At 72.1% G+C, this 15,815-nt stretch carries 12 protein-coding genes and 1 pseudogene; 3 read left to right on the top strand and 10 right to left on the bottom strand.

Translation table 11 applies throughout. From position 1 onward, the window contains the following. Positions 1–82: 82 nt before the first annotated feature. Complete coding sequence (locus ETD86_RS44545) at positions 83–853, top strand: MFS transporter (protein WP_246149245.1); 771 nt, start codon at positions 83–85, stop codon at positions 851–853. Here ETD86_RS44545 and ETD86_RS44550 read toward each other — a convergent pair. Next, positions 850–2,079 carry a cytochrome P450 gene (locus ETD86_RS44550; RefSeq protein ID WP_138672673.1) on the bottom strand — a complete coding sequence of 410 codons (1,230 nt, stop codon included), beginning with the start codon at positions 2,077–2,079 and terminating at the stop codon, positions 850–852. The two genes, ETD86_RS44545 and ETD86_RS44550, sit on opposite strands and share 4 nt — an antisense overlap. Before the next feature lie 67 nt (positions 2,080–2,146). On the opposite strand from ETD86_RS44550, the gene ETD86_RS44555 reads away from it, so the two are divergent. Further along, positions 2,147–3,523, top strand: a complete 1,377-nt coding sequence (locus ETD86_RS44555) for an FG-GAP and VCBS repeat-containing protein (protein ID WP_138672674.1) — start codon at positions 2,147–2,149, stop codon at positions 3,521–3,523. A gap of 163 nt (positions 3,524–3,686) precedes the next feature. Here ETD86_RS44555 and ETD86_RS44560 read toward each other — a convergent pair whose 3' ends face one another. Genes ETD86_RS44560 through ETD86_RS44585 form a run of 6 tightly spaced genes read right to left on the bottom strand, consistent with a single transcriptional unit; the run spans position 3,687 to position 9,491 of the window. Next, positions 3,687–5,150: a sensor histidine kinase gene (locus ETD86_RS44560; RefSeq protein ID WP_138672675.1), complete on the bottom strand. Its 1,464-nt coding sequence runs from the start codon at positions 5,148–5,150 to the stop codon at positions 3,687–3,689. 20 nt (positions 5,151–5,170) lie between these two features. Further along, the gene (locus ETD86_RS44565) at positions 5,171–5,863 is read right to left on the bottom strand and encodes a response regulator transcription factor (protein ID WP_138672676.1); all 693 of its coding nucleotides are present in this window, start codon (positions 5,861–5,863) and stop codon (positions 5,171–5,173) included. After that, positions 5,860–6,405, bottom strand: coding sequence for a hypothetical protein (locus ETD86_RS44570; protein WP_138672677.1), 546 nt, complete (start codon positions 6,403–6,405; stop codon positions 5,860–5,862). Before ETD86_RS44570 ends, ETD86_RS44565 begins: the two co-directional genes overlap by 4 nt. A 10-nt stretch (positions 6,406–6,415) precedes the next feature. Beyond that, positions 6,416–7,666 carry an ABC transporter permease gene (locus tag ETD86_RS44575; protein ID WP_138672678.1) on the bottom strand — a complete coding sequence of 417 codons (1,251 nt, stop codon included), beginning with the start codon at positions 7,664–7,666 and terminating at the stop codon, positions 6,416–6,418. Continuing rightward, complete coding sequence (locus tag ETD86_RS44580; RefSeq protein WP_138672679.1) at positions 7,663–8,403, bottom strand: ABC transporter ATP-binding protein; 741 nt, start codon at positions 8,401–8,403, stop codon at positions 7,663–7,665. Before ETD86_RS44580 ends, ETD86_RS44575 begins: the two co-directional genes overlap by 4 nt. Beyond that, on the bottom strand, positions 8,400–9,491 hold the full coding sequence (locus ETD86_RS44585) for an efflux RND transporter periplasmic adaptor subunit (RefSeq protein ID WP_138672683.1): 1,092 nt from the start codon (positions 9,489–9,491) through the stop codon (positions 8,400–8,402). Before ETD86_RS44585 ends, ETD86_RS44580 begins: the two co-directional genes overlap by 4 nt. 194 nt (positions 9,492–9,685) lie before the next feature. Here ETD86_RS44585 and ETD86_RS44590 point away from each other — a divergent pair, with 194 nt between their 5' ends. Then, positions 9,686–11,227, top strand: a complete 1,542-nt coding sequence (locus tag ETD86_RS44590; protein ID WP_138672680.1) for an efflux RND transporter periplasmic adaptor subunit — start codon at positions 9,686–9,688, stop codon at positions 11,225–11,227. Between the two features lie 50 nt (positions 11,228–11,277). Here ETD86_RS44590 and ETD86_RS44595 read toward each other — a convergent pair whose 3' ends face one another. The 3 genes and pseudogenes from ETD86_RS44595 to ETD86_RS44605 form a co-directional block, all read right to left on the bottom strand. Beyond that, positions 11,278–12,828, bottom strand: coding sequence for an alkaline phosphatase D family protein (locus ETD86_RS44595; protein ID WP_138672681.1), 1,551 nt, complete (start codon positions 12,826–12,828; stop codon positions 11,278–11,280). A 66-nt stretch (positions 12,829–12,894) separates the two neighbouring features. Continuing rightward, positions 12,895–14,772 (bottom strand): hypothetical protein, encoded by a 1,878-nt coding sequence (locus ETD86_RS44600; RefSeq protein WP_138672682.1) that lies wholly within the window; start codon positions 14,770–14,772, stop codon positions 12,895–12,897. Then, positions 14,765–15,815, bottom strand: a pseudogene (locus tag ETD86_RS44605) (HSP90 family protein); the annotation flags it as partial. The pseudogene ETD86_RS44605 and the gene ETD86_RS44600, both read right to left, overlap by 8 nt.

A 15,815-nucleotide genomic window follows, 5' to 3' on the forward strand; every position in this document is an offset into this window, starting at 1 on the left:
ACTCCTTTTGACGTGTAGTTTTATGTTTCGTTTTTTACCTTTCTTTTTTTTTTTTTTTAGATGTGTATAAGAAACAGGGTCGGTGCTGGCGGCGCTGGCGCTGGCCGGGATCACGTACGGGCTGATCGAGCAGGGCGCGCTCGTGCCGTTGCTCGTGGGCCTGGTGCTGGGCGCGGCGTTCGTGGTGGTGGAGATCCGGCGCTCGCCCGACGCGCTGGTGCCGGTGGCGATCTTCAGGAATCACGTGTTCACGGCGGTGAACGTGGTGACGCTGATCATGTACGCGGCCATGGGCGTGGTGTTCTTCCTGCTGGTCGTGCAGTTGCAGGTGGTGTCCGGGTTCTCGCCCATCGCGGCGGGGCTCGCGATGTTGCCGACGACGATCCTGATGATCCTGCTGTCGGCCAGGGCGGGCGACATCGCCAAGCGGTACGGGCCGCGGCTGCCGATGACGATCGGGATCCTGATCGCGGGCTGCGGATTCGTCTGGATGAGCACGATCGGGCCGGGCGCCTCCTACCCGCTGCAGGTCCTGCCCGCGGCGTCCGTCTTCGGGCTGGGGCTGTCGGCGGCGGTCGCGCCGCTGACGGCGACCGTGCTGGCCACGGCCGACGAGCGGTACGCGGGCACCGCCAGCGGCGTCAACAACGCGGTCGCCCGCACCGGCAGCCTGCTCGCCGTGGCGGCGGTGCCGCCACTGGTCGGGCTGGTGGGCGACGCGTTCAGGAATCCGCCGGTGTTCGACGCGGGGTTCCGGATGGCGATGCTGATCAGCGCCGGGATGATGGTGGTGGCCGCGCTGATCACGTTCTTCACCATCCGGGAGAACGTCCTGGCCGCTGACGACGACTAGAAGGTGAACGCCTGGCTGCGGACGCTGTTGTCGAAGTTCGACAGGAGCAGGTCCGGCTCGCCGACCGAGCGGACGCCGGGCAGCCTGGTCAGCAGCTCGCGGAACATCGTGCGCATCTCCTGCCTGGCCAGGTTCGCGCCGAGGCAGAAGTGCGGCCCCGGGCCGCCGAAGCCGACGTGCGGCTTGGTGTCACGGGTGATGTCGAACGTGTCCGCGTCCGGGAAGACCGACTCGTCCCGGTTGGCGGAGCCGTAGAACAACACGACCTTGTCGCCCTGCTTCAGCTCCAGGCCGCGCAGCGAGTAGTCCTCGGTGACCGTGCGGCGGAACTGCATGATGGGCGAGACGTAGCGGACCATCTCCTCGATCGCCGCGTTGATATGCGTGTCGAAGTCGCTCATCAGCAGCTCGCGCTGCGCGGGGTTGTCGGTGAGGAGCTTGATGCCGTGCGCCATCGTGTTGCGGGCGGTCTCGTTGCCCGCCACCAGCAGCAGCGCGAAGAACGAGCCGAGCTCCTTGTCGGTCAGCTTCTCCCCGTCGGGGTTGGCGTTGACCAGGAGGGAGACCAGGTCGCCCTTGGGGTCGGCGACGCGTTCGTGGCCGAGCTTGATGACCATGCGCTGCAACGCCAGCAGGGCCAGCATGTTCTGGCCGGCCATCTGGACGCTGCGGGCCAGGCTGGGGCGTACGCCGGTGTAGGCGGTGGAGATGTCGACGTGCTGGTGGACCTTGGCCCGCAGCTCCTGCGGGATGTCGAGCATGTCGCAGATGACGTGGATCGGCAGGCGGGCGGCGACCTGGGTGACGAAGTCGCGGGGGCCGTCCTTGACGACGTCGTCGACGATGCCGGCGCAGGCGGCCTCGATGTCACTCTGCAGATTGGCCAGCATCTTCGGGCTGAACGAGCGGGTGACGATGCGGCGCAGGCGGGCGTGGCGCGGATCGTCCATGTTGACCATCGACTCGCCGAACACCTGCTTCACCCAGCTGGGCGGCTCCGGGTTGGTGACCGCGGGCTCGCTGGAGAAGATCTTGGCGTTGCGGCTGGCCTCGACGACGTCCGCGTGCCGCACGAGGGCGTAGAAGCCCTTGCCCGAGCGCAGGAACGGCACCTTCTTCTCGGGGAAGAACACCGGATGCTCCAATTGCCGGAGCCGGGCGAACGCCTCGTTGCGCTCTTTGAGTGGCCTGCGCCAGAAATCCAGATCCGCGAGGTCGATGTCCACCCGTCTATCCTGGCACGTTCCCACGGTGTTAAAGCCTGGTTCGTGCGCGCCGGACATACCTGCAAGTATGAACGCGCTGCTCGCCGCCTGCCTGGTTCTGCCCCTCGCTTCCGGTGCCACCCCCGCCGCCGCTCGCTCATGCGGCGGGCACCCTCTCGACTTCGACGGCGACAGCCGTCCGGACCTCGCCGTGGCCGCCCCGTACGACGGTGCCAGGGCCGGTTCGGTGACCGTGATGTACGGGTCGGGAAAGAAGGCCAAGCTCGTCCAGGACGGCGCGGAGCCGGGCGACGCGTTCGGGTCGGCGCTGGCCGTGGGCGACTTCAACGGCGACAAGTGCGCCGACCTGGCCGTCGGGGTGTCGGAGGAGTTCGCCGGGGACCGGGTGCCCGGCGGGGACGGGAACGGGGTCGTCCAGCTCTTCAACGGATCCGTGGACGGTCTGGTGAAGGGTAAGGAGCTGGCGCTGGCGAAGCCGTCGAGCGACCGGTTCGGGGCCTCGCTGGCCGCCGGGGACCTGGACGGCGACGCGCGGGACGAGCTCGTCGTGGGCGCGCCCAACCACCGGTCGGGCGGCGCGGTGACGGTGTACTGGATGAAGGGCCGCAAGCCATACCAGATCACGCAGAAGACTCCGTGGGTGCGGCAGGCGGCGAACGTGACCGACCAGTGGGGCGCCGCGCTCGCGACCGGCGACTTCGACGGCGACGGCCGCGACGAGCTGGCCGTCGGGGCGCCCGCCGACAGCGTCACGATGGACGGGCAGGGGTCGGTGACGGTGATCGACGTACGGGCCAAGCGGGCGCGCCAGCTCACCCAGAGCAGCCCCGGCATCAAGGGCGCCGCCGAGAAGTGGGACGGGTTCGGCGCGGCGCTGGCCACCGGGGACTTCAACGGCGACGGCAAGGCCGACCTGGCCATCGGCGTGCCCGGCGAGGGCATCACCAAGAACCAGCGGGCCCTGGACTACGGCGACGGCACCGTCGACGTCCTGTACGGCTCCCGCAACGGCCTCCGCACCGACAGGAGCGAGGCCTGGTCGCAGAACACGCTCGACGGCAAGCCCCGCTACTACGACCGGTTCGGCGCGTCGCTGGCCGCCGGGGACTTCAACGGCGACGGCAGGGACGAACTGGCCATCGGCGTGCCCGGCGAGCGGGCGGTCCAGGTGCTGATGGGGCGGTCGTCCGGCGGGCTGACCCGGGTCGGGAACCTGCTGATCAAGGGCAAGGGGCGCGACTTCGGCGCCTCGCTCGCCGCACTGCCCCTGGGCGAGCGCTACCGGCCGCTGGAGCGGCGCCGGCCGCTGTACGGGCTGGTGGTGGCGGCACCGGACCAGGGGCTGGTCATGTACGCGCCGGGCTCCAGGAGGCCGGGCCTGCGGCTGGGCAAGGTCCGCCAGCTCAGCAAGGGCACCGGCCTGTACGGCTACGCCTTCGGCTGAGCAACCGGGCCCTCGGCCGAGCCACCGGGCCCTCGGCCGAGCCACCGGGCCCTCGGCTGAGCAACCGGGCCCTCGGCTGAGCAACCGGACTTTCGGCCGAGCAACCGAGCCTTCGGCTGTGCCACAGGACCTTCGGTTGAGCCACGGGAAGGCCGCAGGTCGCTCAGCCCGGTCGGCCGGCGCCGACCGGCAGGATGACCCGGAACAGGGCGCCCTTGCCGGGCTCGGACTCCGCCGTGACGATGCCGCCGTGCGCCTCAACCAGGGTCGCCGCGATCGACAACCCCAGCCCGGACCCGCCCGCGCTACGCGCCGGATCGGCACGGTAGAACCGCTCGAACACCCGCTCCGCCACCTCCGGCGGAAACCCTGGCCCCTCGTCGGCCACCTCGACCACCGCCCGGTCCCCGTCCACGCCGACCCGCACCTGGAACGCCGTCCCCGGCGGCGTGTGCGTGAGCGCGTTGGTCACGAGGTTGCCGAGCACCTGCCCGAGCCGCGTCTCGTCCCCGGTCACCACCACCTCGCCCTCGCCCCCGAACAGCCGCACCAGCTCGATCCGCCGGTCGGGCGCCAGCGTCTGGGCGTCGATCACCGCCGTGGCCGCCAGGCTCAGCAGGTCCACCGGCCGCATGGCCAGCGCCCGCCGCTGGTCCAGCCGGGCCAGCAGCAGCATGTCCTCCACCAGCAGCCCCATCCGGGCCGCCTGCCCCTCGATGCGGCTCAGCAGCCGTACGGCCTCGTTGAGGTCCCGCTCCTCCCCCAGCCGGTACAACTCCGCGAACCCCCTGATGGACGTCAGAGGCGTCCGCAGCTCGTGCGAGGCGTCGGCCATGAAGCGGCGCATCAGCTCCTCCGACCGTTTGGCGGCCGCGGCGGACCGGCGGGCGGCCTCGGCGGACTCCTCCCGTTCGCGGGCGGCCGACTCGATCCGGGCGAGCATGGTGTTGAGCGAGCGGCCGAGCTTGCCGACCTCGGTGGTGGCGGCCCAGAGCGGCACGCGGCGCGACAGGTCGCCGCCCGCGATGTCCTTGGCCGTCCGCGCGATGTCGCGCAGCGGGCGCAGGCTGCGGCGTACCAGCCAATAGCAGGCGACGCCGAGCACGATCAGCGTGCCGCCGCCGCCCACCGCCACGATGAGGGCGAGCTGCGAGACCGTGGCGTCCACATCGCCGAGGTTGACGGCGATCACCCGGCTCTCGCCCGCGCGCCCGAGCGCGGCGACGACCCGCCAGCTCGGGCCGCCCGCGGCACGCGATTCCACGGTGAACGGGCGGCCATGGAGCGCGGCGACGTCGGCGCCGGTCAGCCGGGGAAGCGCCGGCCGATGATCGTCGGTCGACTCGCTGAGCGTCCTGATCACGACTCCGGAGGAGTCCAGCACCACCACGTAGAACAGCCCGAAGAGACGCTGCGGGCGGGTGCCGGCCGTGCGCGGCTCGGGCGGCGGTAGCAGGTCACGCGGACTGCTGGCTGCATGCAACTGCTGGTCCACCCGCTCGACGAGGTAGCCGCGCAGCAACCGCACCGCGAACAGGCCGGTCAGCGTGATCGCGAGGGTGACCAGCAGCAAGGTGGCCGAGACCAGCCGCAGCCAGAGCGGGGTGCGGGCGAGGTGCTTTCTCATACGCGGGCTCGCACGCCGGCTCACACACGGGGCGGGCGCAGGATGTAGCCGACCCCGCGCAGCGTGTGCAGGTATTTGCGCTCGCCGGTGTCGATCTTCCTGCGCAGGTAGGAGACGTACGACTCGACGAGGCCGACGTCGGTGCGCCAGTCGCCGTTCCAGACGTGGTCGAGGATCTGCGTCTTGGAGAGCACCCGGCCCACGTTGAGCATGAAGTACCGCAGCAACCGGAACTCCGTCGGCGACAACCTCACCGGGATGCCGTCGCGCCAGACTTCGTGGGTCTCCTCGTCCAGCTCCAGGTCGGCCACCCGCATCCGGTTCGGCGGCGGCGTACCCCGCCGGGTCCTGCGCAGCACGGCCCGGATCCGGGCGATGACCTCCTCCAGGCTGAACGGCTTGGTCACGTAGTCCTCGCCGAGGCCCAGCCCGGCGATCCGGTCCTCGGGCGCGTCCTTGGCGGTCACGAACAACACGGGGACCCGGCGGCCGCGGGACCGCAGCCTGCCCGCGACCGCCAGGCCGTCGAGGTCGGGCAGCATCACGTCGAGCATCACCAGGTCGGGCGTGCTCTCCTCGGCCACCCGCAGCGCCTCCATGCCGTCGGCGGCGGTCAGCACCTCGAACCCGGCCATGCGCAGGCTGGCCGAGAACAGCTCCCTGATGTTGGGTTCGTCGTCGACCACCAGCAGCCTGGCCTCGGGCTCCCTCATCGAGGGCCGCCTCCCTGGACCTGGCTCCCCTGGGTGATCGAGGCGGCGGTCACGGAGCCGTCCTCGCCCTCCTGGCCGCGTACCGTGACCGTGCCGCCCGGCTCCAGGTCGCTCACCTTGCCCGGCTTGGCGATCTGGACGGTGGTCCGGTCGGTGGTGGTCACCGTGACGGTGGAGCCGTCCATGGTCTTGACGTAGACCTTGCCGCCCTCGACCTTCTCGACGGTCCCGATCGTGCCGCCGCCCATGCCGCCCATGCGCTGGCCGAAGCCGCCCTGGCGGGCGCCGGTCCCGGGGGACGCCTGCTGCATGCCCGCGGGGCCGTAACCCTGCGGCATTCCGCCGGCGCGCTGCTGGGCGCCGGCGGCGGTGCCCGCCGAGCCGCCGGTCAGCTTGCCGGCCTGGATGCCGATGAGGATCCCCGCCACCAGCACGACACCGGCGGCCAGCGCCAGCGTGAGCTTCGACAGGCCCGCGCGGGGCTGGACGGCGAGCTCCTCGCGCAGGTCCTCGGGGTACGGCGAGGAGTCGAGCTGGGCCATGTGCATCTCCTTACTCGTGGCGCAAAGCCTGGATCGGCCTGAGCTTGGCCGCCCGGTTGGCGGGATAACTGCCGAAGAACAGCCCGATCCCCACCGACACGCCCAGCGCCAGCACGACCGACGACGGCACCAGCACCGGCTCGATGCCGGCGATGGCGAATCTGGTCCCCAGAAATGCCACCAGCACCCCCGACAGCCCGCCGACCAGGCTCAGCAACGTGGCCTCCAGCAGGAACTGGCCCAGGATGGCGCTCCTGGGCGCGCCGATCGCCTTGCGGATGCCGATCTCGCGGGTGCGCTCGGTGACCGTCACCAGCATGATGTTCGTGATGCCGATGCCGCCCACCAGCAGCGAGATCGCGGCGACGGCGCCGAGCAGCACGGTGAAGGTGCCGGTCGCGGCGCTGACGGTCTCCTGCAACGTGGCCTGGTTGAGTATGCGGTAGTCGGGGTTGTCGTTGGTGATGCCATGTCGTTGGTTGAGGATAGCGGTGACCTCGGACTGCGCCGTAGTCGTGGTCCCCGCTCCGGTGGCCTGGACGACGATCGAGTTGAGCGAGCCGAACCCGCTCAGGCTCTGCTGCACGGCCGGCAGCGGCGCGATGGCCACGTCGTCGGCGTCCTGCATGCCGGTGGACCCGGCCTCCTTCAGCACGCCGACCACCGTGAACGGCACGCCGGACACGCTGACCTGCTTGCCGATCGGGTCGACGGTCCCGAACAACTCCTCCACGACGGTCTGGCCGAGCACCACGACCTTCCTGGCGGCCAGCACGTCTTCGTTGAAGAAGTACGTGCCCTGCGCGATGGGCTTGTTGACGGCCTCGAAGTAGCTCGGGTACGTGCCGACGAACTGGGCGATCGTGTGGCTGGCGGCCCCGTACGCGGCCGTCGAGGAGGCGGCGGTCACCACGGGCGAGACGCTCGTGACCGAGGGCGCGAGCGTCCTGTCGGTCAGCGCCTTGGCGTCGGCCAGGCTGAGCTGCCTGGCCTGCGTCCGCGGGCCGGTGTTCCCGCCCTGCGTCCGCATGCCACCGGCGCCACCGCCACCGCCTCCGGAGAAGGACGGGGAGATCGTCAGCGTGTTCGCGCCCAGACGCTGGATGTTCTGCTGGATGCTGCGCGAGGAGCCCTCGCCGACGGCCACCAGCATGATGACGGCGGCCACGCCGATGAGGATGCCGAGCGTGGTCAGCGAGCTGCGCATCTTGTTGGCCAGCAGGCCGCGCAGCGCGAAGCGGAGGATCTCGAGCTGGTTCACAGGGCTGCCATCCTCGGGGGCGGGCCGTCGACGGGCGCCTGCCGGCGGTCCTCGACGATCTCGCCGTCCACCAGCCTGATCACCCGTTTGGCGTGCGCGGCCACGTCGTTCTCGTGGGTGATGAGCACGATCGTGCGGCCGGAGTCGCTGAGCCGGTCCATGATCTGCAGCACGTCGCCGGTGGAGGCGGTGTCGAGGTTGCCGGTCGGCTCGTCGGCCAGCAGCAGCGCCGGGGCCGTGACCAGCGCCCTGGCGACGGCCACACGCTGCTGCTGGCCGCCGGAGAGCTGGTTCGGCTCGTGGTGCACGCGGTCGGCCAGGCCGACCTGCTCCAGCGCGGCCAGCGCGCGGGCGCGGCGCTCGGCCAGGCCGACGCCGCCGTACACGAGCGGCAGCTCCACGTTGGCCAGCGCGCTCATGCGCGGGATCAGGTTGAACGACTGGAAGACGAACCCGACGCGGCGGTTGCGCAGGATGGCGAGCTGGTGCTCGTCCAGGAGGCCCACGTCGGCGCCGTCGATCAGGTACGTGCCGCTCGTCGGCACGTCCAGGCAGCCCAGGATGTTCATGAGCGTGGACTTGCCGGAGCCGGAGGCGCCCATGATGGCGACGTAGTCTCCGCGCTCCACGTCCATGCTGACGCCGCGCAGGGCGCGCACCCGGGCGTCGCCCTCGCCGTACTCCTTGACGAGGTCACTGACGCGCAGGACGGGCGCGGGGCCGTCCGGGGCCGTCATCCCCCGCCTCCCGGCTGGCGGACTCCGCCAGGCACCGTGCCGCCGCCGGTGAAGCCTCCGCCGCCGAACTGCCGCTGGAAGCCGCCGGTCGTGCCCCCGCCGGTCGAGGCCGCCGGGGGCACGATCTGGTCGCCCTCCGACACGCCCGACTTGATCTCCGTGAGGGTCGCGCCCTTCACACCGATCTCCACGGGGGTCCTGGTCTGCGTGCCGTTCTTGAGCAGGGTGACGGTGGTCTGGCCGCCGCTGGTGGAGACCGCCGTGGACGGGACGGTGACGACGTCGTCCGCCCGGCCCACCACGACCTCGACGGTGGCGGTCTGGCCCAGCCGCACCTGCGCCGGCACCTCCGTGAAGGTGACCGTGACCGGGTACTGCACCACGTTGTCGCTGGTGGCGGCGACCGGCTCGATCTGGGTGACCTTGCCGGTGGCGGTCACGCCGGGCAGCGCGTCGAACGTGATCGTGGCCGTCTGGCCCCGCTTGAGCTTGCCGGCGTCGGACTCGGTGAAGGAGCCGACCAGCTGGAGCTTGCGGGTGTCGGCGACCTCGGCGAACCCGCTGGAGCTCTCCTGCCCGGAGCTCTGACCGGTGCTCTGTCCCGTGCCGCCGCTGCCGCCGCCGACCGTGCCGTTCACCGCCGTGACCGTGCCGCCGAACGGGGCCTTCAGTACGGTGGCCGCGACCGTGCGCTGCGCCTCCCGATAGTCGTTGCGGGCCTTGATGTAGGCGGCGTAGAGCTGGGCCGTGTCGGTCCCGTCGGCCACGGCGCTGTCGTACATGGCCTTGGCCGCCGACAGGCTCTCCTGCGCGGCATCGTCATCGAGCCGGGCCAGGATGTCGCCCTTGCCGACCTTGTCGCCGGCCTTGACATAGATCTTCTCGACCGTCCCTGACGTACCGAACGAGAGGGCACGGGACTTGGCGCTCTCGACCGCGCCCGAGGCGGACACGGAGGCCACCACGGAGCCGCGGCTCGCCGTCACCGTGCGCACGGTCGTCTCGCCCGCCGCCTGTCCCGTGCCGAGCTGGCCGTAGGCGAGCACGGCACCGCCCAGCAGGAGCACTGCCAGGGCTCCGTTGGTCATCAGCGCCCTGCGGCTCATCCGCGATCTGCGCCTCTTCGACACCTTCACAGGCCGTGACCCTTGCACACAAGCCTGCGCCGCAGCCGCGAGCAAGCTGAACGTTCGCTGACAACGCAGGTCCGCGGGCGGGCACACAGGGAACTCTGAGGCTGCTCGCAGCGTTCCACGAACCTGCTTCGCCAGGATGGTCCGCCATGAGACGGACTTTCGCGCTGGGCGGGCTCGCCCTGGCCGTGCTCGCCGCGGGAGCCGGCCTGGCGCTCACCTTGCGCGACGACGCTCCGGCCACCGTCCAGGTACGGCTCGCCGCCGCGCAGCGTGGCCAGGTCACGGCCGTGGTGAGCGCGGCGGGCAACACCGTGGACGGCTCCCGCCGCGACCTGGCCTTCGGCTCTTCCGGGACGCTGACCAAGGTGTACGTCAAGGTCGGGGCCAAGGTGAAGAAGGGCCAGGTCCTGGCCAGGATCGACGGGCGGGCGGCGCGGGAGGCGTACGAGGCGGCCGAGGCCGACGTGGCGGCGGCCGAGGAGGCACTGGCGGCCGCCACGACGAGCACGTCGACTGGCTCGGGAACCGTGTGTGCGCCGACCGGCGGCACGACGTCCACCGCGGACACTTCGTCCGGTGGGGGCGCTCGCGGCCCGCTCGGGCGTTACTCGGCGAGCCCGAGCTCCAGTCCCAGCCCGAGCCCGACGCGGAGCGCGACGCCGAATCCGACGGCCAGCCCGCGTCCCACGAGCACCGCCGTGCCGACCGATCCGGAGCCCGAGCCGCAGCCCACGGCAACAGTCACCGTGACCGCCACGGTGACCGCCACGGTCACCGCCACCCCGACCGGCGGCGCCCAGCAGTCCGGAGACGGACGGCCGCCCTCGACCGGCAGCGGTCCTTCGGCATCGACCTCCCCCACCGGCAGGCCGTCCACCAGCGGAACACCGTCCGCGAGCGGCAAGCCCACCGCCTCCGGCAGGCCCACCGCATCCGGACGACCTTCGGGCAGGCCCAGCACCGGCGCGACCGGCGGCGCCCGGCCGAACCAGAACACCGGCGCCTGCGGCCAGAACCAGACCGGGACCAGAGCCGCCACCAGCGAAGAGCAGGCCGCCGCCAACGTGGACCGCGCGGAGGCCGCCCTTGAGCAGGCGGCGGACGCGGTACGTGCCACCCGCATCGTGGCCCCGGCCGCGGGGACGGTGCTGTCGGTCGCGGGCGGCGTCGGCGACACGGCGGGCACGGGCACCTTCGTCAGCCTGGGCGACCTGGACGAGTTGCAGGTCCAGGCCATGGTCACCGAATCCGACGTCGGCCGCCTCAAGCTCGGCCAGAAAGCCCAGATCACGCTCGCCACGCGGAACGGCGAACGCCACGAGGGCACGGTGACGGCCATCGCACCGACCGCGACCGTGGACGGTCAGCTCGTCCGCTACTCGGTCACCCTCGCCTTCGACGCGCCGCCGTCCGGGCTGATGCTCGGGCAGACGGCCTCGGTGACCGTCACCACGGACGAGGCCGAGAACACGATCTACGTCCCCGCGGCGGCGGTACGCAGCAGGGCCGACGGCGCCCAGGTGGTGACCGTACGCTCGGGCGGCCGGGACGTGGCGAAGGTGGTGCGGACAGGAGTGCGCGGCGACCAGTACGTCGAGGTCACCTCGGGCCTGGGCGAGAGCGACCAGGTGGTCATGTCGGACGGCACGACCGGCGAGTTCCCGGACGCCACCTGGCCGGGCGCATGACCGGCCCCGCCGATGATTGAGGGGATCTTCAGCTGGTTCCCAGCGGACGTTCAGCCGGCCCGTGGCACTCCCGCCTGGCCGGCCGCCGCGGCACCGGTGAGGGCCGGGATCGTGATGCGGTGGGCGGTCTTGGCCTTGGCGCCGCGGCGCGAGATGTAGTCCAGCGTCCGGTAGTCGACGGACAGGTCGTCGCGGGTGAGGCGGGCCACGAGGTAACCACGGCGCTGGTCGATGTAGGAGATATGGGGGTTCTCCTGGAGGGCCTCCGCGATCCACGTCCGGTCCCGGTAGCCGTCGCCGTCGCTCGCGATCGACGACGCCACCAGTTCCCTGGCCACCACCGGTGAGTCCGGGTCGTCGAAGTCGGTCTTGAGCTCGGCCAGGTGGTGCATGTGCGCGTCGCCCGTCAGCACCACCGGGTTGGACGTCCGCGCCAGCGACCCCAGCAGCCGCGTGCGCTCGGCCGCGTACCCGTCCCACGAGTCCAGGTTGACCTCGCGCCCCGGCCCGACCTTGTAGTCGCGGTGCGCCATCATGATCTGCTGCCCGAGCAGGTTCCAGCGGGTGGCGGAGTCGCGCAGGCCGTCCTCCAGCCATCGCCACTGGCCGGCGCCGAGCAGGGTGCGCTGGTCGGCGAGCCGGTCGTCGCACCCGGCCCGCACCCCGTCCAGGCACGCCTGGTCGTCGCGGAACTGCCGGGTGTCGAGCAGGTGGAAGCGGGCCAGCGTGCCCCACGAGATGCGCCGGTTCACCTTGAGCACCGCCCCCTGGAGGCTGGCGCGGCGCAGCGGCATGTTCTCGTAGTACGCGCGGAAGGCCTCGGCCCGCCGCCTGGCGAACCCCGGCGCTCCCGTGCTGGAGACGGGCCCGGCCCAGTTGTTCTCCACCTCGTGGTCGTCGAACGCCACCAGCCACGGCGCCGCCGCGTGCGCGGCCTGGAGGTCGTGGTCGCTCTTGTACTGGGCGTGCCGCAGCCGGTAGTCGGCGAGGGTCTGGCACTTGCCGGGCGTGTGGGTGCGTACGCGGCCGGCCAGCGCCGTGTAGCCGCTCGGGCCGTACTCGTACATGTAGTCGCCGAGGAACACCACCAGGTCGGGCTCCTGCTCGGCGAGGCGCCGGTAGGCGGTGTAGTAGCCGTGCTCGAAGTGCGCGCACGCGGCCACCGCGAACGTGAGCGGCGTCGTCTCGCCGGTCGGCGTCGTCCTGGTGCGGCCGGCGGGCGAGACCCGGCCCTCGCTCCTGAACCGGTAGAAGTACTCGCGTCCCGGCTGCAGGCCCTTCAGCTCGACGTGGACGCTGTGGGCGTTTCGGGCGCGGGCGGTGGCCGTGCCGGACTCGACGATCGTGGAGAAGCGTTCGTCGGCCGCGACCTGCCAGTCCACCTCCACGTCGCGGGCCGGCATGCCGCCGCGGCCGTCGCCGCTGAGCGGGTTGACGGCCAGCCTCGTCCACAGGACGAAGCCGTCGGACGACGGGTCCCCGGAGGCCACGCCGAGCGTGAACGGGTCCGATGTGAGGGTTCTGGCCGAGGCTGGGGAGGTGACGGTCTGGGAAGCGAGGAGGCCGGCTGTCGCCGCTGTCAGGAAGGCTCTGCGGTCCACGTTCACAGGTATGTCCGGCCGCGCTGACCCCACCGTGACAGTGGAGTCAAGCGCGGGTGAACAGCATCAGTCGTCCTGTTCGCGAAGGACCTCCAGGAGATCACCGGCTGCGTGGAGACCGTCCTGGTCGTCCAGTTCCCGGTACGCGGCGATGGCCTCCTCGCAGCGGGCGATGGCCTCCTCGCGCCGGTCGAGCCACTGCAGGGCGGTGGCCTCCTCGTAGGCCAGGGTGGCTCGCTCCGCCGCCGTGCCCGGGACGGAGCCCGCCGCCTCGAGCGCCTTTCTGGCGCGGGCGTAGGCTTCGTTGATCTCCGGGTCGAGGTCGGAGGCGTAGTAGACGGACCGGGCGCGCTTGCGCATCGCGTGGGCGGCCGCGAGGAGGTCGCCGGTCCGTTCGTACAGGCCGGCCGCCTGCGCGTACGCCGCCGCGGCCTCCCGGTCGTCATCCGCCCTGCTGAGCTGCTCGGCCGCCGCGAACAGCGCCTCGGCGTCGCCGATCTCCCGGAGGAGGTCCAGCGCGCGGTCGGTCTCGCCGAGCGCCCCCAGAGCCCCGGCCAAGGTCCTGCGCGCCCGATCCACGGGCGCGGCCCGCTCGGCGGCCGCGGCCGAGGCGGCGGATGCGGCCGGCTCGGTCGCGGCGAGCATCAGGACGGCTTCTTCGGCGGTTTCCGCGGCATCCAGAGGGCGGTCGGCCTGCAGGTAGGCGGCGGCCAGGTCGACGCGGGCCAGCGCGGCCCGCTCGTCGTCGCCTTGCTGGGTGAAGCCCGCGACCGCCTCTTCGAGCTCCCGCACGTCCGACGTGGCGATCCCGCGCCGCCAGCGTTCCTCAGGGGAGCCGGTGCCGCGGCGGCGGGCGTACGGGACCAGCGGCAGATGACCGATCATGGGCTCGGCGGCCAGGCGGGCCTCCATGCGGCGCGAGTGCACGTCGTTGCTGTTGCGGGCGTCGAACCTGGCGGCGATCGCCCGGGCGCCCGCCTCCATCTCGGCCCGCAGCTCCGGCACGGGCACGTCCGCCCCGGCGCGGCGTACCGTCAGCTGGCCGTGCCCGAGCTCCTCCAGGCGGCGCAGCACCAGCGCGGCGCCCACCATGAACGAGGACGCCTGGTCCGGCGACGGCGGCCGCTCCAGGAGCGGCAGCTCCCGCTGCAGGATCTCCAGGCCGCGCGTCTCGTTGCCGGTGAGCGCGCAGAAGCGCATGTGGTCGCCGAAGTCGTCCAGGTAGGCGACCTTGCCCTGGACGAGCCGGTACGCCCGCCGGTGCGCCTCCGCGGCCTCGTCGAGGCGCCCGGTCCGCACGTAGAGGGGCAACATCGTGGACAGGATGCTCTGCGGCTGGGAGTGGCAGGTGAACCGGCCGGCCACGACCGGCGCGGCGATGGCCACGGCCTCCTCGTCCCGTCCGAGCCTGGCCAGGACGAATGCCTGCGACCCGATGTCGCACGCCTGGCAGTTGGACAGGTCGTCCCGCGGCGTCGTGCGCCAGCGGTGGAACCACTCCTCCACGCCGGCCTCGTCGCCGAGGTGCCAGGCCATGTTGCAGCGTTCGGCGTGCAGGGCGTGCAGCAGATCGCCCGCCTGCCGGTAGCGGCGTTCCATGTCCTCCAGCACGCCGAGCGCCCGCGGCAGCGGGATCTCGGGGAATTTCCGCATGTCGCTCATGATCCACTTGAACTGCCAGAGCAGCAGCCAGCGCTGGTACTCGCCGACCCGGCCGGGGTCGGCGTCGTAGTCGGCCAGGCAGCGCGAGAACGTGGTGAACGACTTCGCCGGCTCGCCGCCGAACTGGTAGGCCTTGGTGAGCTCAAGCCGCGCCTGGAAGGCGAGATCCCGCTCGCCCCGTGCCTCCGCCTCGCGCAACGCGCGCTCGATCAGCACGGACCTGGGCTCGCCGTACGGCATGCCGCCCGCCTCGTTCAGCAGCGACTGGATGTCGTCAGTCATGCGTGCCTCCCTGGACGGCCCAGTCGAGCAGGCCGAGGAGCGAGCGGTTGAGCGTGGCGGTGTCGGCCGGGCGCAGCGGGTGGTGGCCGTGCAGCAGCGCCAGCCCGTACAGCGACTCGACGGCGGTCGCGGCCAGCGACGGGTGGGGCAGTCCGAGGACGCGGCGGACGAGGGGGTTGCGGTGGTTGAGCACCAGCCGCGGCCGGTCGGTCGCGATCGTGCGTTCGATGGCGCCGAGCACGTCGGCCCACAACTCGTCACTGGCGTCCCGGGCCTCGCGCAGGTCGGCGTGGTGCTGGGCGGCGCGGCCGGTCAGGTAGAGCGCGGGCAGCGCGGCCGGGTCGAAGTCGCGCAGCACCACCTCGCAGCCGAGCGGGTCGAGCGCGCGGGCCGCGGCGTCCAGCAGGGGGCGCGCCCTGAGCTCGGCGTCCGGGTCGGCGGGGCCGAGGTGGGTGGCCAGCTCGGCCGGGTCGAGCCGCTCCAGCCGCGCGTCGGGGTCGATCCTGGGCAGCCGGGCCAGGATCTCGCTGTCGTAGACGTAGCCGCCGTTGATCAGGCCGATGCCCTGGGCGCCGGAGACGCCGGCCAGCTGGCGGAACTCGTCCACGCTGGAGGTGTAGCGGCCGGTGGGGTGGCCGGCCCGGAACTGGGCGAGGGTCATCGGGCCCGCGCTGGTCTCGTATTCGAGCCACCGGTCGACGAGCCTGAGCATGTCGTCGTCGTGCAGGGCCAGCGCCTTGACGCCCAGATGGTGCAGCGCGAGGAAGGCACGCAGGCCGTCGGGGTCGGTCTCGGCCAGCCGGACGAGCCAGGCCCGCAGCTGGCGGCCGAGCTCGTCGCGGGTGTGCTCGAGCAGCTCGTCCTCGTAGAGCGCCTCGCGGCTGGCGGTGGGGCGCAGCTCGGCGGCATCGACGACGCAGCGGGCGAAGAACGCCCAGTCGGGCAGCAGGCCGTCGGCGGACTCGGTGAGCAGCATGCGCTTGAGGTAGACGCGGTGGGCGCCGCGGACGGCGGGGTTGGCCGGGGTGGGCAGGATGTACGCC

Origin of the sequence: Nonomuraea turkmeniaca, assembly GCF_005889735.1 — a bacterium.
Lineage (GTDB): Bacteria > Actinomycetota > Actinomycetes > Streptosporangiales > Streptosporangiaceae > Nonomuraea > Nonomuraea turkmeniaca.

What these genes read in the sequence shown, in the direction of transcription:
- ETD86_RS44555 (WP_138672674.1), top strand. Translation starts at nt 2,147, where the DNA reads ATGAACGCGCTGCTCGCCGCCTGCCTGGTTCTGCCCCTCGCTTCCGGT.
- ETD86_RS44560 (WP_138672675.1), bottom strand. Translation starts at nt 5,150, where the DNA reads ATGAGAAAGCACCTCGCCCGCACCCCGCTCTGGCTGCGGCTGGTCTCG.
- ETD86_RS44565 (WP_138672676.1), bottom strand. Translation starts at nt 5,863, where the DNA reads ATGAGGGAGCCCGAGGCCAGGCTGCTGGTGGTCGACGACGAACCCAAC.
- ETD86_RS44570 (WP_138672677.1), bottom strand. Translation starts at nt 6,405, where the DNA reads ATGGCCCAGCTCGACTCCTCGCCGTACCCCGAGGACCTGCGCGAGGAG.
- ETD86_RS44580 (WP_138672679.1), bottom strand. Translation starts at nt 8,403, where the DNA reads ATGACGGCCCCGGACGGCCCCGCGCCCGTCCTGCGCGTCAGTGACCTC.
- ETD86_RS44585 (WP_138672683.1), bottom strand. Translation starts at nt 9,491, where the DNA reads ATGACCAACGGAGCCCTGGCAGTGCTCCTGCTGGGCGGTGCCGTGCTC.
- ETD86_RS44590 (WP_138672680.1), top strand. Translation starts at nt 9,686, where the DNA reads ATGAGACGGACTTTCGCGCTGGGCGGGCTCGCCCTGGCCGTGCTCGCC.
- ETD86_RS44600 (WP_138672682.1), bottom strand. Translation starts at nt 14,772, where the DNA reads ATGACTGACGACATCCAGTCGCTGCTGAACGAGGCGGGCGGCATGCCG.